The sequence below is a fragment of the Arthrobacter sp. HLT1-20 genome (assembly GCF_054510895.1).
Window position 1 is genome coordinate 41,691 of the sequence record NZ_JBTNDR010000003.1, and the last position, 20,584, is coordinate 62,274.

At 62.5% G+C, this 20,584-nt stretch carries 19 protein-coding genes; 9 read left to right on the forward strand and 10 right to left on the reverse strand.

The features are described from left to right. Positions 1 to 6 precede the first annotated feature (6 nt). Together ACX80Q_RS02690 and ACX80Q_RS02695 are read right to left on the reverse strand one after the other, a co-directional pair. Positions 7 to 711 carry a class I SAM-dependent methyltransferase gene (locus ACX80Q_RS02690; protein ID WP_459328971.1) on the reverse strand — a complete coding sequence of 235 codons (705 nt, stop codon included), beginning with the start codon at positions 709 to 711 and terminating at the stop codon, positions 7 to 9. Then, positions 708 to 977: a hypothetical protein gene (locus tag ACX80Q_RS02695; RefSeq protein WP_459328972.1), complete on the reverse strand. Its 270-nt coding sequence runs from the start codon at positions 975 to 977 to the stop codon at positions 708 to 710. The genes ACX80Q_RS02690 and ACX80Q_RS02695 overlap by 4 nt, the downstream gene beginning before the upstream one ends. A 167-nt stretch (positions 978 to 1,144) precedes the next feature. Between ACX80Q_RS02695 and ACX80Q_RS02700 the strand changes: the two genes are divergently transcribed. The 9 genes from ACX80Q_RS02700 (at position 1,145) to ACX80Q_RS02740 (ending at position 11,700) form a co-directional block, all read left to right on the forward strand. Next, entirely contained in the window at positions 1,145 to 1,537 is a 393-nt protein-coding gene (locus tag ACX80Q_RS02700; protein WP_459329106.1) for an ArsR/SmtB family transcription factor, read from the forward strand. Positions 1,538 to 1,925: 388 nt separating this feature from the next. Then, complete coding sequence (locus tag ACX80Q_RS02705; RefSeq protein WP_459328973.1) at positions 1,926 to 2,228, forward strand: hypothetical protein; 303 nt, start codon at positions 1,926 to 1,928, stop codon at positions 2,226 to 2,228. A 305-nt stretch (positions 2,229 to 2,533) separates the two neighbouring features. Beyond that, positions 2,534 to 3,634 (forward strand): LacI family DNA-binding transcriptional regulator, encoded by a 1,101-nt coding sequence (locus ACX80Q_RS02710; RefSeq protein ID WP_459328974.1) that lies wholly within the window; start codon positions 2,534 to 2,536, stop codon positions 3,632 to 3,634. Between the two features lie 150 nt (positions 3,635 to 3,784). Beyond that, positions 3,785 to 5,446, forward strand: coding sequence for an ABC transporter substrate-binding protein (locus tag ACX80Q_RS02715; RefSeq protein WP_459328975.1), 1,662 nt, complete (start codon positions 3,785 to 3,787; stop codon positions 5,444 to 5,446). 3 nt (positions 5,447 to 5,449) lie between these two features. After that, complete coding sequence (locus ACX80Q_RS02720; RefSeq protein WP_459328976.1) at positions 5,450 to 6,430, forward strand: ABC transporter permease; 981 nt, start codon at positions 5,450 to 5,452, stop codon at positions 6,428 to 6,430. After that, positions 6,427 to 7,344, forward strand: a complete 918-nt coding sequence (locus ACX80Q_RS02725) for an ABC transporter permease (protein WP_459328977.1) — start codon at positions 6,427 to 6,429, stop codon at positions 7,342 to 7,344. The genes ACX80Q_RS02720 and ACX80Q_RS02725 overlap by 4 nt, the downstream gene beginning before the upstream one ends. Further along, entirely contained in the window at positions 7,341 to 9,026 is a 1,686-nt protein-coding gene (locus ACX80Q_RS02730; RefSeq protein ID WP_459328978.1) for an ABC transporter ATP-binding protein, read from the forward strand. The genes ACX80Q_RS02725 and ACX80Q_RS02730 overlap by 4 nt, the downstream gene beginning before the upstream one ends. Before the next feature lie 205 nt (positions 9,027 to 9,231). Continuing rightward, entirely contained in the window at positions 9,232 to 10,413 is a 1,182-nt protein-coding gene (locus ACX80Q_RS02735) for a glycoside hydrolase family 1 protein (protein ID WP_459328979.1), read from the forward strand. A gap of 222 nt (positions 10,414 to 10,635) precedes the next feature. After that, positions 10,636 to 11,700 carry an FUSC family protein gene (locus tag ACX80Q_RS02740; RefSeq protein WP_459328980.1) on the forward strand — a complete coding sequence of 355 codons (1,065 nt, stop codon included), beginning with the start codon at positions 10,636 to 10,638 and terminating at the stop codon, positions 11,698 to 11,700. A gap of 47 nt (positions 11,701 to 11,747) precedes the next feature. On the opposite strand, the gene ACX80Q_RS02745 is transcribed toward ACX80Q_RS02740, so the two are convergent. From ACX80Q_RS02745 to ACX80Q_RS02780, 8 genes are all read right to left on the reverse strand, one after another. Further along, positions 11,748 to 12,317 carry a hypothetical protein gene (locus tag ACX80Q_RS02745; RefSeq protein WP_459328981.1) on the reverse strand — a complete coding sequence of 190 codons (570 nt, stop codon included), beginning with the start codon at positions 12,315 to 12,317 and terminating at the stop codon, positions 11,748 to 11,750. Positions 12,318 to 12,524: 207 nt separating this feature from the next. Beyond that, positions 12,525 to 14,180, reverse strand: a complete 1,656-nt coding sequence (locus tag ACX80Q_RS02750) for a dipeptide ABC transporter ATP-binding protein (protein WP_459328982.1) — start codon at positions 14,178 to 14,180, stop codon at positions 12,525 to 12,527. Then, positions 14,177 to 15,052: an ABC transporter permease gene (locus ACX80Q_RS02755; RefSeq protein ID WP_459328983.1), complete on the reverse strand. Its 876-nt coding sequence runs from the start codon at positions 15,050 to 15,052 to the stop codon at positions 14,177 to 14,179. The genes ACX80Q_RS02750 and ACX80Q_RS02755 overlap by 4 nt, the downstream gene beginning before the upstream one ends. Beyond that, positions 15,049 to 16,026 (reverse strand): ABC transporter permease, encoded by a 978-nt coding sequence (locus ACX80Q_RS02760; protein ID WP_459328984.1) that lies wholly within the window; start codon positions 16,024 to 16,026, stop codon positions 15,049 to 15,051. Before ACX80Q_RS02760 ends, ACX80Q_RS02755 begins: the two co-directional genes overlap by 4 nt. A 25-nt stretch (positions 16,027 to 16,051) precedes the next feature. Further along, a complete protein-coding gene (locus tag ACX80Q_RS02765) occupies positions 16,052 to 17,716 on the reverse strand; it encodes an ABC transporter substrate-binding protein (protein WP_459328985.1) in 1,665 nt (554 codons plus the stop codon). A gap of 191 nt (positions 17,717 to 17,907) precedes the next feature. Next, positions 17,908 to 18,717 carry a DUF1206 domain-containing protein gene (locus ACX80Q_RS02770; protein ID WP_459328986.1) on the reverse strand — a complete coding sequence of 270 codons (810 nt, stop codon included), beginning with the start codon at positions 18,715 to 18,717 and terminating at the stop codon, positions 17,908 to 17,910. Next, on the reverse strand, positions 18,714 to 19,514 hold the full coding sequence (locus ACX80Q_RS02775) for a phosphatase PAP2 family protein (protein WP_459328987.1): 801 nt from the start codon (positions 19,512 to 19,514) through the stop codon (positions 18,714 to 18,716). Before ACX80Q_RS02775 ends, ACX80Q_RS02770 begins: the two co-directional genes overlap by 4 nt. Before the next feature lie 133 nt (positions 19,515 to 19,647). After that, on the reverse strand, positions 19,648 to 20,583 hold the full coding sequence (locus tag ACX80Q_RS02780) for a diacylglycerol/lipid kinase family protein (RefSeq protein ID WP_459328988.1): 936 nt from the start codon (positions 20,581 to 20,583) through the stop codon (positions 19,648 to 19,650). Position 20,584 lies beyond the last annotated feature (1 nt).

A 20,584-nucleotide genomic window follows, 5' to 3' on the forward strand; every position in this document is an offset into this window, starting at 1 on the left:
GAATTTTCACACGGTCTGCTCGGGAGCCAACGCGTGGGGAATTCCGGCTGGCGAAGATCCTGCAGCGGCTGCTGCCGACGGGGCAGTCGAATAGGGTGCCGAAGCCATGACCAGGCAGTCACGAGCAGGTTGCCGCTCACCGGGCACAGGACGGAACAATGATTCTGACGAATCAACATGCAGCCCTGCCAGCCGCAGCCAGCTTGAAATCTGCCCGGGCGTCAATTGAGTGTGGGTTTCCCTTGGCACAGCTGTGCTGGCCGCTACGGGTGGTGCGTCGTGACTTATGAACAGCAAACGCCCTCCGTGCGCAAGGCTGACGGCCGCCGTGGCGAGGACCTGTTTCAGTTGAGCCTCTGGAAGATTGAGGTAGGCAACCAGAACAAGATCATTGGACTGCGGAACAGGAGCGAAAGCGGTAACATCGGCCATCGTCCAAGTGATTCGGTCCTGCACTCTTTTAGCCTCGGCTCGCCGTGCTCCTATTTCCAGTCCAAGGATCGAGAAGTCAACTGCTTCAACCTGCCAGCCCCGTTCGGCCAGCCACACTGCGTGCCTGCCATCACCTGCTCCCAGGTCCAAGGCCTTGCCAGCGCGTGCTCCATTCAACTCCGAGTAAACCCACGGATTGGGGACAGTCCACTGCTGGCCGTTGGATTCGTAGTGCCTGTTCCAGTCCGCTGCATCCATGCCGCCGCCGCTGTGCTTCACTTCCGGTCCGTCGGGACTTCGTGGGTGGTGGTACCAGGGTCCACAGGTGCACCGCGGTCAAAGAGCGCCATCAACTGCATGGGGAGAAAGAACGACAACGCGATCAGGATCAGGCCACCAGCCACCGCCGCCATGGTGTATTGCTGCACAAACGAGAAGGCGTAGATGCCGCCGACAAAGCAGGAGATCGCAATGATGAACACTGATGCGTTCTGTACTCCGTGTCGGCTGGGCGACCGGTCGGTGAAATTGGGAGGTGTAGGCATGCTGCTCTCCTTACTATTTTTACTGCTTTACTACTTGATAATTACATCATGTCATGGATCAGCCTCGGAGTTGTGCATTCACAGTGACTGCCTTGGCTTGAGGTATTTCCCGATAAGATAAGTTGAATATCCTGTCAAGTAACGAACTAGTGAAAGAGGCCATCGAGATGGACGGAAACCCGGACCCCCAGGCTCCTCTCTATGAAGTGAAGGCGAACCTGTTCAAAGGCCTGGCCCATCCCGTGCGGATTCGCGTGCTTGAGTTACTCTCCGCGGCCGACAACCTTCCCGTCTCGGAAATTTTGGCCAACACGGGGCTTGAAGCTTCCCATCTCTCGCAACACCTGTCCGTGTTGCGCCGTCACCATTTGGTGGTCGCCACTCGACGGGGAACGCAGGTCTTCTACGAACTCGCCTACCCCGAGGTGGCTGATTTGCTCACTGTTGCGAGGGAACTGCTGTTGCGAGTCCTGCAGACCAATCAGGCGCATTTGGAATTGTCAGTGACTTCTGCGGGCCACGAGCTCCCTGCTACTTTGGAAAAAACAAACGCCTCCTGACCACCTGGAGCCAAGCCCTGCCGGCGGCAATTAATTAATATTCGGAATTATTTCGCGAGGGGCTGGCTTTGTGCGCACATTGTGCTGTAGCTTATCTATTAGTCCCCGACGATTTTGTCCGGGATGTTCGCGTGCAATTGAAGGGAGGCAATGATGTTTACAGTTATCAAGTCCGGAGTTATCGGCTCCCGTCATGCCTTGCCCGGCACGCCTGTCAATCGCCGTCATATTTAGACCTGTGACCGCGTAGGGCCGCCGCCGCAAAGCTGCCCGGACCAGGCTGCGCTCAAGCAGCCACTTTCCGACCGACTATCTCTGCTCATTCGCCGCACCCTTGGCTTGAACGGCTCCGCATCTCGCTTTTTTGCGATCGAGGAGTCCTTGCCACGTGCTGCAAAGAGCACAGTTTGCCGGCCTGATAACACGCACAAAACCACTCGCGCTCTTTTGTGCTCTCATAATGCCATTTTCATTCTTTCTTAACTTTATGAAAGGGCTTTATTTGTCGCGCCACAATATGTCCAACAATTCATTCCGAGCATTGAAGGGAGGTGCCGCCATGAACCCCAAGCCCATAAAGTCCTCGATCAAGAGGATCTTCTTCGCCCCTGTGGACCAACAAAAGTTCGATCAGCTTCGCGATCGCCAGTATCGCGAGATCGTGCGAGTTGACCTGTTCAATATCCGGTAGCTCCCACTGCCATTGTGGCCGAGCCGGTGTGCGCACGCCCGAAAGGAGGAGCCGAAATGACCATTACACATTTCGTTCATCCCCATCCATTTCCCGGTCCGGTATGGTGCCCCCAGCACCGTACCGGACACCCTGAGCAGCCCGTGCTAAGCCGCACGGGCTGTTTTGCGCCCGGCGACCGGGCAGTGCGGCGACGGCGTCCGCCCGTCCTATGGGACTCACTCATCTAGTATTGAAGCTGGCGCTTCCCCTCTCCGTGGCACACGGGTCCGAAGGGGGCCCAAGACCAAACGAGGGGAGTGCCCATGGCCAAGGCTCCAACCGTCTACGACGTCGCTGCGGATGCCGGAGTTTCGATAGCGACGGTGTCGCGGGTGTTGAGGCGTCCCGCGGATGTCCGTGAAGCGACCAGGGAAAGAGTCATGGCCTCGGTGCGTGAGCTCGGCTACGTGCCCAGCGGCTCGGCCAGAGGCCTGGCGGCACGGCGCACCGGCGCCCTGGGACTCTATTTTCCGGGGTTTGACGCCATGGACGACATGGGGGAGCTCAGCGACCTTTTGGCCGACGAGTCGCCAAGCTACTCGTTTGTTGATGATGTGGGAGGCGCCCCTGAGTCTCACCAATTCAATCTCTACTTCGATGAAGTGCTGCGTGGCGCTGAACTTGAAGCATGGCGCCGCGGCTTCGCTCTCACTGTCGCCGTCGGGCGGGGTGGTCTCGCTGCCGATGCTGCACGTGACATGGCGGGCCGAGTTGATGGCCTACTGGTACTGGCCCAGAGTGTTCCCGATGCCGCATTGGAGCAGCTGGCCAGGCGTATCCCGATCGTGGTCCTCGCAAGTGCGGCGCACAGTGGCGCCTTTGACAGTGTGACGGTGAGCAACCACGAGGGAATGCAGGCACTCACCGCGCACGTGATTGACGACCTTGGCATCCGTGACATCGCCTATGTGGCGGGGCCGCTCGATTCCCCGGACGACTTCGACCGTTGGGCCGGCTTCGAGTCTGCGCTGCGGGATCGCGGCTTGGATCCCCGTGAGGTAGGGCTTTTGCGAGGCGAATTTACACGGGCCTCCGGGCGCCGGGCCGGCGCAGATCTACTCGCCGCCGCTTCTCTGCCCCAGGCTGTCATCTGCGCCAATGATCAGATGGGACTGGGTGTCCTCGATGCCTTCAATGGCGCAGGCATTCGTGTGCCGAGGGACGTGGTCGTTACGGGCTTTGATGGCATCGAAGCCTCAAATCTTTCCTCGCCACGGCTCACTACGGTGCACCAGCCCATGGAGCTTGTGGGTCGTGCCGCCATTCAGCTCATGCAGCGCAGGCTCGACGACCCGGAAGCAGAACCGGCCAGCATTCGACTCCCGGTGAAGGTGCTCCTAAGGGAGAGTACGGCGCGCTCGTAACACTGCGCGGATGAGTAGCGGGGGTCTTGCGGGACGGCAATGTATGCGCATACACTCGGGGAGACCAGTGGATGCTATAGGCATCCCGGCACAGCGCAGCCCGCACGGACTGCCTCGTGACAGTGAAGACATGAGGAAGCAAGAGTGTCAATGACGAACTCGAAAACCCGAACTAAACGTCTGTCGGTGATCGCCGGAATCTGCGTTGCCTTCATGCTAATCTCCGGGTGCAGCATCCAGATCAAGAGCGAGCCGGACCCCTCGATCCCGGACGACACAATGCTCATTGCGGCCGATAAGGGTTCGCCCATGTTCGAGAAGATCTTCAACCCGTATCTGTTCAACAAGCGCGTTGCTGCCAGCTACATTTACGAGCCGCTCACCGCTGTCAATGTGCTTGACGGAACGCAGACGCCCTGGCTTGCCGAAAAGGTGACGCTGAAGGATGCACGCACCATCGACTACACGATTCGCCAAGGAGTCACATGGTCCGATGGCGAAAAGTTCACGCCGGAAGATGTGGTTTTCACCTTCAACCTCATCAAGAAATACCCCACGCTGGACATCAAGGGTGCCTGGCAGCATATCGAGAGCGTCGAGATTAGCGGCGACCACGTTGTGGTGCATCTCAAGGACAATGACGCGCCTGCGGCCGACGTCATCTCACTGACCCTCATTGTGCCGGAGCATATTTGGAAGGACGTAAAAGATCCAGACACCTGGCGCAATGAGAGCCCGGTGGGCACGGGACCGTTCATGGTGGGCAACTTCTCCTCCCAGCAATACACGATGGACAAGAACCAGAACTACTGGCAGGCGGACAAGGTGGAGATTGAGCATCTGGTGCTGCCGGCGGCCACGAGCGAGCTTGACATCGTAACAAAAGGCTTCGATTGGGCCTACTCGTACATGAGCAACGTAGAGGGCACCTGGGGTGCTGCCAATCCGGACAACAAGAACTGGTTTCCGCCAGGCGGCGTGATCAGCCTGGTGCCCAATCTGGCTAAGGCGCCCTGGGACAACGCCGATCTGAGGCGGGGGATTGCTCTGGCCCTGGATCGGGACAAGATCGCCGACGCAGCCACGGAGGAGTACATGAGCAAAGCCGGCCAGACCGGGCTCATGCTGCCCAACCAAGAATCTGAGCTCAATCCCAGCATTCCCAACGGCGGCGTGATCGAGCAGGACACCGATGCCGCGCTCGCCTCGCTGGCCAAGGCCGGCTACACCCTTGTCGACGGCACCTTGGTCGACGCCAAAGGCACCCCGTTCACGTTTTCGGTGATGACGGCCAATGGCTACACCGACTGGCTGCGCGCTATCCAAGAGGTGCGCAAGCAGCTCACCGCGATCGGAATCAACATGACCATCAAGCAACCCCAACCGGCCGGCTACCAGCAGGCCATCCAGAACGGTGACTATGAGGTGGCCATGGGGGGCATGGGCGGCGGTGACATCTTCCAGGCCTACAACAGCCTGCTCTCAAGCGAGTTCTACGTAAAGGTTGGCGAGCTGGCACCGAGCAACTTCCAGCGCTACAGCAACCCGGCGACCGATGCCTTGCTGGCCAAGTTCAAGGAAACCATCGACCCGGCGAAACAGCTGGAGATCAGCCACCAGCTCCAGCAGATCGTGTACGAGCAGATGCCAGTGATCGGCCTCTACTACGGCGGGCTCTGGGGACTGTACAACACCTCCAAGTTCACTGGCTGGCCCACCGCGGAGGATCCATACGCCCCACCGCAGACCTACGATTCAAGCCCGCTGCTCATTTTTACCAAGCTTAAGCTCGCCACCAAGGACGGTGAATAGTCCATGACGTATGTACTTCGCCGAATTGGCTTCTTCCTGCTCACCCTGTGGGCGGCCGTCACCTTGAACTTCTTACTTCCGCGCATGATGCCGGGTTCCCCCACGGATGCGGCGATTGCCAAGCTTGCCCAGAACGGACCGGTCACCGACGCCACGCGGAAAGCCATCGAGGCCCAGCTAGGGGTGCCGGACGGCAACATCTTCGAACAGTATCTGGGATATCTGCACCAGGTCATCACCTTGGACTTTGGTGTCTCCTATACTTTTTATCCGCAGTCGGTCTCGGAGATGATCTGGCAGGCCTTCCCCTACACCGTCATCCTTGTGGGGCTCGTAACGATCATTGCCTTTGTGCTGGGAACCCTGATCGGTGTTTTGACAGCCTGGAAGCGAAACACCTGGCTCGACGCACTCCCCACGCTGACCGGCAGCTTCGCCAGCACGTTCCCATACTTCTGGACCGCGCTGCTGCTGCTGTTCTTCCTCGGTTATGTGCTGCACCTGTTCCCGACCTCCGGCGCCTTTGGGCCAACTGCCACCCCGGCCCTGACCTGGGAATTCTTCACGGACGTGATGTACCACGCAGCACTTCCGGCGCTCACGATCCTCATCACATCCCTTGGCGGGTGGATCATCGGCATGCGCAATGCGATGATCAACACGCTCGGCGACGACTACGTGACGTTCGCCGAGGCCAACGGCCTGAAGGGACGCACCGTCGCCATCCGCTATGCAGCACGCAACGCCATCTTGCCAAACCTCACCGGCTTTGGCTTGGCCCTTGGCGGTGTGGTGGGCGGTTCGGTGCTCGTTGAACAGGTGTTTGGCTATCCCGGCATCGGCTACCTCCTGTTCAATGCCGTCATCGGCCAGGACTACCCGCTGATGCAGGCCCTGTTTTTGATGATCACCGTCAGCGTGCTCATCGCAAACTTCCTCGTGGACATCATGTACGGGGTACTCGACCCAAGGACACGACGATGACCACCACACAAAACATCACCACGGCCACGGCAAAAATGACGAACCCGCCGCGCAGATTCGCGTTCTTCGCCCGGTCGGCCGCAACCCTGTGGGCCAACTGGAAGTCCCGGCTGGGACTCATCATTCTCGCCTGCTTCATCTTTGTGGCCATCTTCGCGCCCCTCCTCGCTCCCTACGGGGCCTCCCAGGATGGGTTCGAACGCAATGCGGACGCCAGCGCGGAGCACTGGTTTGGTACAACGGCGGCGGGCGAAGACGTGCTCAGCCAGCTGATCTACGGATCGCAGATCAGCGTTTCGGTTGGCTTCATTGCCGGGCTGCTCTGCACGCTTGTTGCGATTGCCATCGGCTTGAGCTGGGGCTACATCCGCGGGTTCGGTGCGGACGTCATCAACTTCATCGTGAACTTGTTCCTGGTCATCCCCGGCTTGCCGCTCATGATTGTGATCGCCGCCTACCTGCAAAATGGCGGACTCGTCATGATTGTCGCCGTCATAGTCGTCACAGGTTGGGCGTGGGGTGCCCGCGTGCTGCGGGCCCAGACCCAGACGCTGCGCTCCCGCGACTTTGTCACGGCGGCCCGCTTCTCGGGGGAGCCGGCCTGGCGGATCGTGTTCAAGGAGATCCTGCCCAACATGACCTCAATCATCGCCGGCGGATTCTTCGGCGCAGCAACAAGCGCCATCCTGGCCGAGGCCGGGCTCGAATTTCTTGGCCTCGGCGACTCCAGCATCGTCAGCTGGGGCACCATCCTCTACTGGGCGCAAAACTCCAACGCCCTCCTGACCGGGCAGTGGATCCTGCTGTTCGCTCCCGGTCTCTGCATCGCCCTGCTCGCCCTGAGCCTCACGCTCATCAACTTCGGTGTCGACGCCATCAGCAATCCACGCCTACGTGAAGGGAAGTCACGATGAACCCCATTCTTGAGGTCAACAATCTCTCAGTGGTCTATGAATCAAGCGGGTTCAAGGCCTTGCAGGCCGTGGACCACGTGTCATTTGCGCTCGAGGCCGGCGAATTCGTCGGCTTGGTCGGCGAGTCAGGCTCCGGCAAATCAACGCTCGGGCTTGCGATCACCCGGTTGCAAAAGCCGCCCGCCCGCACCAACGGTGGACAAATCTTCTTCCGGGGAAAGGACATTCGCGAGCTCGACGCCGAGACGTTGCGTCAGCAGCGCCAGGGCGGCTTCGCGATGGTGTTGCAGTCGGGCATGAACGCGCTCAACCCGGTGCGCACCATCCGCAACCATTTCCTTGACATTTTCCGTGCCCACGGGCATGTCGCGAAGTCCGGGTGGGACGCCCGCCAGATTGAGCTCATCGAGAAGGTGGGTCTCCCCAAGGAGACCCTCGTCAGGTTCCCGGGTGAGCTGTCCGGCGGCATGCGCCAACGGGTGTCCATAGCCCTGGCGCTCTCGCTTGAACCGCAGCTGATGGTTTTTGACGAGCCCACCACAGCCCTGGACGTGCTGGTGCAACAGGCCATCATGGACACCATCAAGGCGCTGCAGAAATCCGAAGGATTTACCGCCGTGCTCATCAGCCACGACCTGGGAGTTGTGCTGGAATCGACGCAGCGGGTCCTGGTCATGCATGAAGGGCGCATCGTGGAAGATGCGCCGAGCCGCGACATCCTCACCAACCCGCAGGACGAATACACGCGGATGCTGCTTAGCCACTACGCCGACCCCCGCGCCGAGGTCGTAGAACTGCCCGGCTTCCCCGACCGGGCCGGCCGGGACACGGGCGGCGCCGCCAAGGCGTTGGGCGCCACAGCGCGGGATGGCCGATCGGCCGACTCCGCCATCGTCGTCGACCACGTGTCAAAGGTTTACCCGCCACCACGCAGGGGTGAAAAGCCCGTCACAGCGGTCGACGATGTTTCCTTCACCCTGGAGCCGGGCCAATCGCTTGCGCTCGTGGGGGCCTCAGGCAGCGGAAAATCGACCATCGCCAAGTTGATCACAGGCATAGAGAAACCAAGCTCCGGAACAGTCAAGTTTGGCGATCTCGATGTTGCCCGGCTAGGCAGGCGACAGATTCGTGAGTTGCACAAGAACGTGCAGATGATCTTCCAGGACCCCTACTCCGCACTTAACCCGCTGCACACCGTCGAATATACCTTGACCCGTCCGGTGGTGAACTTTGGCGGGCTTCGCGGACCAGCGGCCAGAAAACGTGTTTTCGAGTTGCTCGAGACCGTGGGACTCGCGCCCGTGGAACAGTTTGCCGCCAAGCTGCCGCACCAACTCTCCGGCGGGCAGCGCCAGCGCGTGGTCATTGCGCGTGCACTCGCCAGCAACCCGCAGGTGCTCATCGCGGACGAGCCGGTGTCAATGCTTGACGTGTCGCTGCGCGCCGGCGTGCTGGCACTGCTGGAGGAACTGCGCGAGCAGTGGGGTGTCAGCATGCTGTACATCACCCACGACCTGCTCAGCGCGCGGCTCGTGACCGACAACATCATGGTGCTCAACGGCGGGCGGGTGGTGGAGCGCGGCAACACGGCGCAGGTGCTGCAGCATCCCGAGGATGAATACACCATCCGCCTGCTGGACGCCGTGCCCAACCCTGCCAGGGCGCGGGGTGCTGCGGTATGAGACTCGCCCACATCGAGGCCTTCGGGACGCTCGCGGTGCCCGCCGGTGTTTCGGTGGTCGGCATACAGGCCGGCGTTGGCCGGCTCACTGCGTACCACGCCGGAGGCCGCTGAAATATTGCGCACCCGCATTGACAGGGGCGCCGAGAGCGACGCGGCCGCCGCCAATTAGCAACTTCAATTCACACCGCAACTTCAGGAGTACCATGCTCAACTTTCCCAACGGCTTTTTGTGGGGTGCCGCAACCGCGGCCCACCAAATCGAGGGCAACAATGTCAACAGCAATTGGTGGATGATGGAACACGCCGCAGGCTCGACCATCGCAGAGCCAAGCGGAGATGCGATGGACAGCTACCACCGCTACGGTGAAGACATGCGGCTGCTGGCCGACGCCGGGCTGAACTCCTACCGCTTCAGCATCGAATGGGCGCGCATCGAGCCGGAGCGCGGGTTTGTGTCCCGCGCGGAGATCGACCATTACCGCCGCATGGTTGACGCCGCCCACGAGTTTGGGCTCAAACCGACAGTGACGCTTATGCACTTCACAGTCCCGCGGTGGATGTACAACGACGGTTTCTGGCGTGCCGACGACGCGACCGATCTCTTCGCCCGCTACACGGAATCGATCCTGCCGATCGTTTCTGACGGTGTTGACTACGTCTGCACCATCAATGAGCCCAATATCGCGGCGATGCTGGCCGGGGGAGAGGACGCAGCAAACCTCGTTGCCTGTGGCCTGCCGAACCCCGACCTGGGCGTCGCGGATGCCCTGCTCGAGTCGCACAAGCGCTCCCGTGAGGTTCTTTCGAGCGTTTCGGGCCTCAAAACGGGGTGGACGGTTGCCACCCAGGCATTCCACTCCACTGGCGAGCCGGGAGCCGACGAAAAAATGTACGAGTACGGCTACCAGCGTGACGACTGGTATCTGGAGCAGTCTGCCGGGGACGACTTCGTCGGAGTGCAGGCCTATACGAGAACCTTCATTGGCCCGAACGGCCCGCTGCCCGTCGCCGACGACGTCGAGACGACACTCACCGGCTGGGAGTTCTTCCCGCAGGCGCTCGAGCTCGGAGTGCGCAGCGCGTGGGAGCTGAGCGGCGGCGTTCCTGTGATCGTGACGGAGAACGGCATCGCGACGGCCGATGACTCCCGACGCATCGCCTATACGGATGGTGCCCTGCGCGGGCTGCATGCTGCCATGTCCGACGGGGTCGAAGTACTCGGCTACCAGCACTGGAGCGCCTTGGACAACTATGAGTGGGCGAGCGGGTTCCGCCCCACGTTCGGACTCATCGCCGTTGACCGCGAGACTTTTGTGCGGACACCCAAGCCCAGCCTCGGCTGGCTGGGGGACGTGGCCAAGGCGAACGGGCTACCGGACGCATAACCTGAATTGTTCACTGCCATGACATGGCCCAGGACTATCCCTGCCATGAATCCCCATGGCCACTGCTGGCATTCACAGCCTCATCACAGTGATGGAGAAAAACCTGAAAAGGTGATTGGTTTGACGTAGCGCGGCGAACTTGGTTCCCTTGTGCCGGGTAAAGCGGGGACATCGGGAAGGCAGGTACTGGTGGGAACGTTCAGGATTGGTATTGGATCCTCCGTGGCTGGGCAACGTGTGCTGCTCGCCGCCAAGACTGCCCTGGCCGTGGGTGTTGCGTGGTGGTTGGCTCCGCTCATGCCCGGCGTGGTGGACGACTACCCCTACTACGCGCCTCTCGGTGTTCTGGTGAGCATGTACCCCACGTTCATCGGGTCCGTGCGGACGGGGCTGCAAACGCTGTACGGCCTGATACTGGGGATCGTTCTCGGCGCAGGCGTGCTGGTGCTGGGAACCCCCAATGTTGTGTCCATTTCCCTTGCCGTGGGAGCAGGAGTACTACTGGCAGGGCTGCCCCGCCTCGGAGCCGGACGGGACTACATCCCGGTGGCGACGCTGCTGGTTCTTATCATTGGTGGAAGTCAGGGCCAGGCATTCTCGCTGGGCTACGGCGTCCAAATGGTGCTGGGCGTACTGGTGGGATTGCTGGTCAACGTGACGATTTTCCCGCCATTGGCCTTGGATGCGGCCCAGGCAAGGATCAGCCACGCCCGGGGAATTCTGATTGCACAACTCGACGACGCAGCCGCCGCACTGGGTGAGTCTTGGCCCCCCGACCATGAAGAGTGGGCTAGCCGCGGGCGGTCCTTGGATAATGCCGTCAAAGAAGTTCGTGGGGCCGTCCACGCGGCAGCAGAAAGCCAGCGAGCCAACCCGCGAGCCCGCCTCCGCTCCCGCCACCGAATCCTTGCCAACAGCTACGAGGATTTGGCGGTCCTGGAGAACATCACGTTCCATGTTCGGGACCTCTCCGAGGTCCTCGCCGCAGCAATATGGGCAGGCCCCCTGGATGTTCGGATGGGGGAAGGGTTGCGGGCGCCGTTGGGCAGTTGCTTGTCCGCAACGGCGGACGTACTTAAAGCATGGGATGAAGACCAGGCCGGGCCTGAAGTTTTCGACGCAGCCACCAAGAGTGTGTCCGCCCTCAGCGATGCGGTCGCCGCCGCCCCCGCCCTGGACGGCGGATCGCTCACGCCCGGTGCCACCGTGGCCCTAGATATCAGGCGGATCCTCACCGCCCTCCGGCGCCGGCTCTTGCCGGAGAGCAGCGCCGAGGAGGCGGTTTGAGCACCCCACCAGGCCAAGGGCCCGACTAGTGGTACCGTGCCGCGGGACTACTTGATGGGCTTCGTGGCTTCGATGGGGCCGTACATGAGGGTGGACAGCCCGGACTCCGGCTCGTGGTCTGGCGCCTCTGCGCCGTCATTGGCTTCGTCAGTGGCGCCAGCGTCTACCTGGTCAGTTGCTTCTGCCAGTTCACGATCCGTGGGCTGTTCCTCCACCTCGCCGAAATCCAACACCGAGCTGCGGTGGCGGCGGGCATCGGCCAGCTTGAACAGGCGCGCGGCAGCATGCGCATCGCCTTCCTGCGCCAAGAGGGAACCTGCGGCCATCAGGGCTTCGGCAGCCACGGCGTTCTCGCGGTAGTCCAAATATGCCCTGGCCGCGGGGTCGTCGGTGATGCCGTTGATCTGAGCGCTCACTCGGCTGGCGTCAGCCAGCGAGTATCCATGGCCCAGCTGGTAGACCTCGTGGTACAGGAAGCCATAGTTCTCCTCACGGAAGTCCATGGACTTGTCCAGGCGGGCCTTCAATTCGGCCTGCTCAGCCGGTGAGAGGTCATCGACCTCGAGCCCCAGCCGTTGTGCAAATTCATTCAAGTAGGCGGCACTGGCCAGGGGCATTCCACCATGTGGGAGGCGAGTATCAGGAGATTCCGGCTGCTCATGCTGGGCAGTGGTAAAGAGGGCAAGAAATTTTTGGATCAAGGTATTCAAAGGGTTCTCCATCGGTGAAAGCTGCCCTTCAATCATCCCAGCCTCAAGAGCGCCTGCCCGCATGGTTTGCAGTGATGCTCGCCGCAGTGCGCCCGGCTGCGTTGTTGCGCGCTGCTAGTGGCCGAGCAGCGTTGGGGCAGCGGCCAGCAGGCTCCGCGTGTAGTGGTGCTGCGGCGCCGTGAAAACCTGCTCGGTGACACCGGCTTCCACAACCTCCCCAGCACGCATGACGAGCACCTCATCACTCATGTGCCTGATCACAGCGAGATCGTGGGAGATGAACAGGTAGCCGAGCCCTAGCCGCTGCTGCAGCTCATCGAGCAGGTCCAGAATCTGTGCCTGGATGGAGACATCCAGGGCCGAGACCGGCTCGTCGCAGATCAGGATCCGCGGCTTGGGGGCAAGGGCGCGGGCGATCGCCAGGCGCTGGCGCTGCCCGCCGGAGAGCGTGGCGGGGTTGCGTGCTGCCAGCCCTGGTTCCAGCCCCACCATCTGCAACAGCTCGGTGATCTCCGCAGCATGGGCCCGTGGCTTGCGCGTGGCACCCAGACTGAGCGAGTCGGCCAGCAGGGCGCCGGTGGACAGGCGCGGATCGAAGGATGAGAGAGGGTCCTGATAGACGGCACCCAGCGATGCGCGGCGGGATCGCCGGGCGGATTCGGCAACGGAGCTCCACGGCGCACCGAAGAGGTCAACGGTTCCGGCATCCGGGGCAAGCAGCCCCAGGGCCATGCGCGCGGTGGTGGTCTTACCGGACCCGGATTCACCCACCACCCCCAGGGTGCGGCCGGGCAGGAGATCGAAGCTGACGTTGCGGACGGCAGCGAACTCGGCCGACTTACCTAGGGGGAAGGTCTTGGTGAGTCCGCGTGCCCTAAGCAGTGGCTGCACGACGGCGGCCGGCTGACTGTTGGGTGCCGCAGCCGTGGCGGGCGGCCTGGATGCGGAAACCCTGGCATCGGTGGCAGGGGAGAGCCGGGTGAAGCGGGGCTTGCCGGCGGGAACGGCAGCCAGCAGTGCGCGGGTGTACGGGTGCTGGGGGTCGTTGAAGATCTGTTCAGCGGTGCCGCGTTCCACGATCCGCCCGGCCTGCATGACGGCTATGGAATCGGCCACGGTTGCCACGGCGGCAAGATCGTGGCTGATCAAGAGCATGCCGGAGCCGCTGTGGCGCAAGCCGCCCAGCAGAGCCATCACGGATGCGGCAATCGTGGCATCCAGGGCTGTAGTGGGCTCGTCGGCAATGATGAGTGCCGGGCCCAAGGCGATGGCGGAGGCAATCAGTGCACGCTGACGCATGCCCCCGGACAGTTCCCCCGAACGTTGGGACGCCCTGCGGACAGGGTCATCCAACCCCACAGCCTCAAGCAGCTCAATGACCCGCGCGGCTCGTTCGGCGCCGGATCCCTTGGAGTGGATTCGCAGTGCGTCGTCGATCTCCCTGCCCACGGTTCGCAATGGATCCAGCGAGGTCAGGGCATCCTGCAGGATGAACCCCACCGTGTTGCCGCGGAGGCCGCGCCAGCGGCGTTGTGAAAGGTTCCGGGCATCGTGGCCGGCAACGTCAAAAGTCCTGGCACGCACCAGGGAGCCGGGCCCGGCCAGGCCGATCAGGGACCTGGCGGTCACTGATTTGCCCGACCCCGATTCGCCCACCAGGGCCAAACATTCCCCCGGGTTGACCGTGAAGGACACGCCCTGCAGCACTGTGCTCCCGCCAAAGGAAACGTCCAGGTCCACCATTCGCACAATCGGTTCGGCCGCTCTCATCGTGTGCCTGCCGATTTTAGGGACCGCGACAACACTGTGGCCGCTGCGGCAACCAGCACAATGGCCAGGCCCGGGAAGAACGTCATCCACCAAGCCAGCGAGAGGTAGGTGCGGCCGGCAGAGAGCATGGTGCCCCATTCAGGTGCAGGAGGGGGCGCGCCAAGTCCCAGAAAACTCAGCGAAGCCGCCCACAGGATTGCCTGACCCAGGCCCAGTGTAGCCAGCACGGCAATGGGGGCGAGGGCGTTGGGCAGGATGTGGACCGTGAGGATCTGGAACCGGCTGCGCCCCAGTACCGTGGCGGCCTCCACCATGGGGGAGTTGCGCAGGGCAATGATCTGGGCGCGGATCAGCCGCGCGTATCCGGGTGCTGCAGTCAGTCCCACCGCCACAACCGTAGTGGCCACGCCGGGCCCCGCAAGGGCGATGAACACCAAGGCCAGCAGCAAGCCTGGCAGGGCGAACAGCACCTCCAGGAGGCGTCCCACACCATAGTCCAGCCACCGCCCGCCAAAGCCGGCAACGGTGCCCAGAAGCAAGGCCAAACCGAGTCCGATGGCTGTGGCGGCAGCCCCAATGAGCAGTGAGGGACGTGCGCCGTGGATGATGCGCGAATAAATGTCGCGGCCCGACTCGTCGGTGCCCAGCAGGTGCCCGGCGCCGGGTGCGGAGAACGCCTCTGCAGGGTTGATGGCCAACGGGTCAAACGGTGCCAGGAGATTCGGCGCAATGGCGGCCAGGACAAAAAAGAGCAGCACGGCTGCAGCTGCCGCGAGCCGACGCACAAAGGTGGCCGCACGCCGTCGTGCATGGAAATTCTGCTGGCCCAGCAGCGGGTCCTGCACCGGCATGCCTTGTTGGAAGACGCTCATGATGGACCAATCCGCGGGTCCGCAAGGTGTTCGGCAACATCGGAGACGGCCATGATGACCACGTAGGCGGCGGCGGAGAGAAGTGCCACGCCCGTGACCATGGGGATATCGCGGGACGTGACGGCGGCTAGCAGCGAACGGCCTAGGCCGGGGCGGGCAAAAATGGCCTCAACCACCACGGCGCCGGAGAGCAGCGAGCCGAAAGCCCAGCCGGAGAGGGCGATGGCAGGAAGGGCGGCGTGTCGGATCGAATGGCGCAGCAGCACGCCCACCTCCGATTCGCCGCGAGCCCTGGCCGACAGCGCAAAGTCTGACCGCTGTGCCGCCATCATGGTGTCCCGCATGACCTGGCCCAGGAAGCCCGCCAGCGGCAGGGCCAGGGTCATGACCGGCAGCACCAGGCCGGCCGGGGTGTTGGTGCTCACCGGCGGAAGCCAGCCCAGCATGGTGGAAAATACCAGGATCAGTACGCTGGCGAGCCAAAAGTGCGGCACCGCAGCAGAGACAATCTCCAGTCCCGAGCCAAGGGCCGTGCCCAGTGCACCGCTGCGCGTGGATAGCACAGCGAGGACAAGTGCCATGATCCAGGCCACCAGCAGTGCCAACACAGCCAGGACGAGGGTGGGTGGAAACAGCTCCGCCAGCACCTCAGCCACGGGGGTCTTCAGCGAATAGGAGGTGCCCAGGTCGCCCGTAGCCAGCCGCCACAGCTGGCCAAAGTACTGGACATACAGCGGCTGGTCCAAGCCGTACTGGGCCCTGGCCGCGGCAAGGGCTTCGGCCGAGGCCTGGGAGCCGGGACCGCCCATGATGGCCTCCGCCGGATCCCCGGGAATCAGCCGGATGCCGAAAAAGATGGCCGTGGCAACCGCCCACAGCACAAAGACGCCCCCGCCGAGCTTCCCCAGCAGCCACCTGACGGTTGACCCAGCAAGGTCGGGTGGTCGGGTGGGGGTGGCTGCGGATGTGCTCATGGGCGGGGGCGTCTTGTGAAGGGTTCTAGTTGCTCAGCCAGGCGTCAAAGAACGTGGGGGTGGCAACGGCCGTGGTGGCGCCCATGTTCTTCAACTTCTCCGCGTACAGGAAGTGGTTCTGCTGGTTGTACAACGGCAGCAGGTAGTAGCCCTCGAGAACCTTCTTCTGTGCCTGGGCGTACAGGTCCTTGCGTTCGGCCTCATCCTTGGTGGACCCAGCCGTGTTCAGCAGTGCGTCAAGGCTGGGGTCCTTGACTTGGGACAGGTTGGCGAAGTAGCCCGACGGTGCCGGGATGGTGGAATCGGAGTGGAAAAGGATGGACAGCACGCTGGGCCCAACCTTGGTGTACGGGGCGGAGACCAGGTTGTAATTGTTCGTGAACAATTCGCCGTACCAGCTGGAGAGGTCCAGGAGCTTGATCTTGATCTCGATGCCAGACTCCTTGGCAGTGGCCTGCATCTGCTCAAAGAGCGACTGTTCGGCGGGGATGGACTGGCTGGTGCTCACCGGGAAGGTGAGGGAGAGCCGGGTTCCGTCCTTGACCCGGTAGCCGGCGGAATCGCGCTGGCTCCAGCCCGCGGAATCCAGCAACTTGCCGGCCGTGGCCGGGTCGTAGCCGAACAGGGATTCCTCGGAGTAGGCCAGCGGCTCCACGCTGGACAGGGGGGAGTACGAACGCTTGGCGGTGCCGAAAAAGAGAGAGTCGATGCTGGCGTTGACGTTCACCGCGTGAACGAAGGCCTCGCGGACTTTGGCGTCATTGAACGGTGCCTTGGAGGAGTTCAGCTCAATGCGGTTGGCGGCGCCGGGGCGGGGTGCGTCCAGGTGCTTGATGGCTGTGTTCTTCTCAGCGGCGGCAATGGCGTCCGGCTGGGCGTTATCGATGACCTGCACCTCGCCGGCTTGCAGCGCTGCATAGCGGGTTGCGGCCTCTGGGATGAAGCGCCACGTGATGGCGTCAAGATACGCGGTCCCGGCGTGTCCGGCCTTGGCGTCTGGGAGCACATAGCCGTCATTGCGCACCAGGTTCACGGACTCCTGCTTCTTCCAGGACTCAACCTTGAACGGCCCGGTGCCCACGGGGGCTGCACAGTTCTCGGCCTGGGTGCGCTTGAGCGCGGTGGGGGATTCGATGGCAACCCACGGCATGGAGAAGGATTCGAGCAGTGAGTTGTCCGGGGACTTGAGCTTCAGCTCCAGGGTGCTGGCATCCACTGCCTTCATGGAATCAATCTTGCCCAGGGCCAGGTAGCCCGTGGATGAGGCGGTGTCCGGGTTCAAAAGGTGCTCAAAGTTGGCCTTGACCGCCGCAGCGTCCAGGGCGGTGCCGTCCGTGAATTTGATCCCTTCACGGATGGTCACCGTGCGGGTCAGGCCGTCCTCGGACACGGTTGATCCCTTGGCAAGCCAAGGGATCAACGTGCCGTCTGCGTCCTTGGTGTACAAGGTCTCCAGATATTGCGAGGCAACCAGTGCCTGCGGGTAATTGCCGCCAACGTGCGGATCCAAGCAGCTGGGTTCGGCGTCGCCTGAGGCGTACACCAATGTGCCGCCGGTGACAGGGGTGCCGGCATTGCCGCTGGCGTCCTGCGTTGTGTTGCCGGGTGTGCAGCCGGCGAGGACCAGCGCTGCGGCCAAGGCCGTGGCGGCCGGAACTAGTTTGTTGGCCAAGGGGCGAGCGTGAGTCATGAACTTCTTCCTGCAAACCGGTGACGTGAGTTGATGTGTGGGTCCACGCCGTCGGTTCCTCCACGGCCTGCGGCCACGAGGCACGCGTCTGCGGGCACCGCCATCAACCATAACCGCTGGGCCGTGCCTGACCCGGTGAAATGTGGGGCAGATCATAGGGGGTCAGGGCCGTTGTTGCCTTCCACGGTTGGTCAAAGTCGAGCCAGCCGGGCCCGGGCAAAGCTGTAGACCCCATACGCGCTGAGTCCCGCGCCGATAAGAATCAAGATGGACTCTCCGTAGGGCAACGTGGCAAGGGCCTTCAACGCGCCGTCAAGGCCGGAGGCATCTTTGGGGTCCAGCTGAATGGCGGCTGCCACGAACAAGATACCGATGGTAGTGACGGCGATGCCCTTGGCGATGTAGCCTGTCACCCCTAGGACGTCAATTGCCTTCCCTGAACTGCCAGCAGGCAGGTTGATGTCTTCATGGAACTTCTTCCGGGCACCCTTGTAAACAAGATAGCCGCCGATGCCGGCTGTGACGATTCCCAGCACTATCAGCAGGGCCTGCCCGCCGGGCAGCGAGAGGATGCTCCCGCTGGCTTGGCGGGTGCTGGTCGTGGAGTTCGTGGGTTGCCGGAGAGCCGCCGAGAGCGCGGTGGCGGCCAGGGCCAAGTACGCAACTGCCTTTCCAAATGACATCAGGCTGCGAACCCAACGCTTCGTCGACGTTGAACCGATGCCGAGCGCTGCTTGAAGCAGGAGCCACAACGCCAGGGCAGTGAGACCTGCAACGGTGATCCACAGCAGGATGGTGCCGCCGGGCAGTTTGTTCAGCTGGGCAAAAGCGCCGGACTGGTCCGACTCGCCGCCGCGGTGAAGTGCTATTTGGATGGCCAGGTACCCCATGAGCAGATGCATGAGTCCGCTGGCGGCGAAGCCTACCCTGGCGACTGTGGTCAGAGTGGGGTTGTTCCCGGCCGCACTGGCAGCCTTCCGGGCTTTCTGGCCGGCGTTCATGTGCCGTCCACCTGAGGCTGTGAGTGGGCGCCGAGCACCTGTTCGCCGGGGACGCGAACCGTCCTGGCAGTATCGATGGCCATGACCACTCCAAGGATGAGAAGCGAGAGTGTGATCGACGCAGCAGTATCACTGAGCCAGTGGTAGCCGAGGTAAAGCCGGCTTGCCACCTGGGCCAGGATCACCACCGCGGCAAGGGTGAACAGGAGCGCCGTGAGGTACTTTTGCTGGCGCCGGCTGGCGATCAAAAATGCAAGGATCAGCAGGAAATTCGATGTGCCCAGGACGTGGCCGGAAGGGAAGGAGAAGGTGGTGTCGGCACCGAACAGCATGAGGTCTACGGGTGGTCGGGGATGCTGGACAAGCCGGGGGATGGTTTGGGCCAGCAGCAAGCCGGTGGCCATGCCAGCGGCCAGCAGAACCGGGCGCCAGGCGTGCTTTGCCAGCAGCGTCCAGCCGATGATGACCACTAGGACGATGACGGGAAGTGCCACCGGGCCAAAGGCCACGGCCAGCACGATTGCAGCTGCCGTTAGTGTCTCAGACCGCTGGGAGATGAACCATGTCGCTACCGGCTGGTCAAAACGTTGAAGCCCCGATTGTGTAAGGACGCCAACCAGGAGAACGAGAAACAATCCCAAGCCCGCAGCTGACAGCGCGAGCGATGTCAGGTAGATCCCCCGTCTGGTGGAGGCAGGAACTAACCGCTCTTCCACCATGAACTTCTCAGACCAACCTGACGGTTGCCACCCATTCTGGGACGGTGCACGCTGCGTGGATTTCTCCTTGTGACTCATGCCATCCGCCTTCCGGCCCGTCTGGCGCACTAAAGCTGTGTTGCCGGGCTCCTGACCCTAGTATCGTCCCGTTTTGCTGCGTCGGGAAGTTCGTATTTCGTGGAAGGATGAAATCGGTGTGGCGGTGGCTGTTTTACTGCCCCTCCTCCGGTGAGCGCGTCATTCTGATGGTCAGCGCCAATGGTTCAACCGTGACGAGCAAATGTGTTGCCGTACCCACATGGTCGCCGTCGACCTGGAATTCCTGCGGACCGTCCAACGCTATTTCCACCGACTTGCCGGAGTGGGTTTGCGCTGAGCTGTTGCTGCCCCTGCCAAAGATTCCCGCGATGACGCGAAGCCAACCAAACCGGCCCCTGGGTGCCAGTACCAGCAGATCCAGGATGCCGTCGGTGACCGAGGCGTCCTCGAAGATTTCCAAGCCGCCCATCAATTTTCCACAATTTCCCACCATCACGCTGCGAACCCTGCGGTGGACGGTGGAGTGGCCGTCGAGCACCACCTTGGCTGTGACTGATTTCCCCGGCAGGTTCCGGATACCGGCCTCAACATACGCCAGCCAACCCACCCTATCCTTGAGCCCGTCGATGGTGTCGCCCATGAGGGCGGCGTCGTATCCCAGCCCGGCGGCGACCAGGAAAAACTGCTCCTCCGACCCGTGGTCAACCACAGCCTTGGCGACGTCGATCGCGGTCACCGTTCCACCCAGAACGCCCCTGCCGGCGTTGAGGGGGTCCGTGACGTCAATGCCCAGGTTTCGGGCCAGCAAGTTGCCCGTCCCCAGCGGCAACAAACCCATTGCCGTGCCCGTGCCTGCCAGAACTTCAGCTACACAGCGGACGGTGCCATCGCCGCCCGCGGCAATGACGACGTCGACCTCTGCCTCAAGTGCCTCCCGCGCCTGGCCTCCGCCCGGGTCCTCCTCGGTGGTTTCCAGCCAGAGGGGCTCAGCCCAGCCCGCGTCCGCGCACAGCTGGAAGAAGTCCGCCTTGAAGCCGTCGTCAGGGGACTTCATCGGGTTGATGACAACGGCGGCACGCTGGTCTGCCGGGTGTTTGTTCTCTGTCATG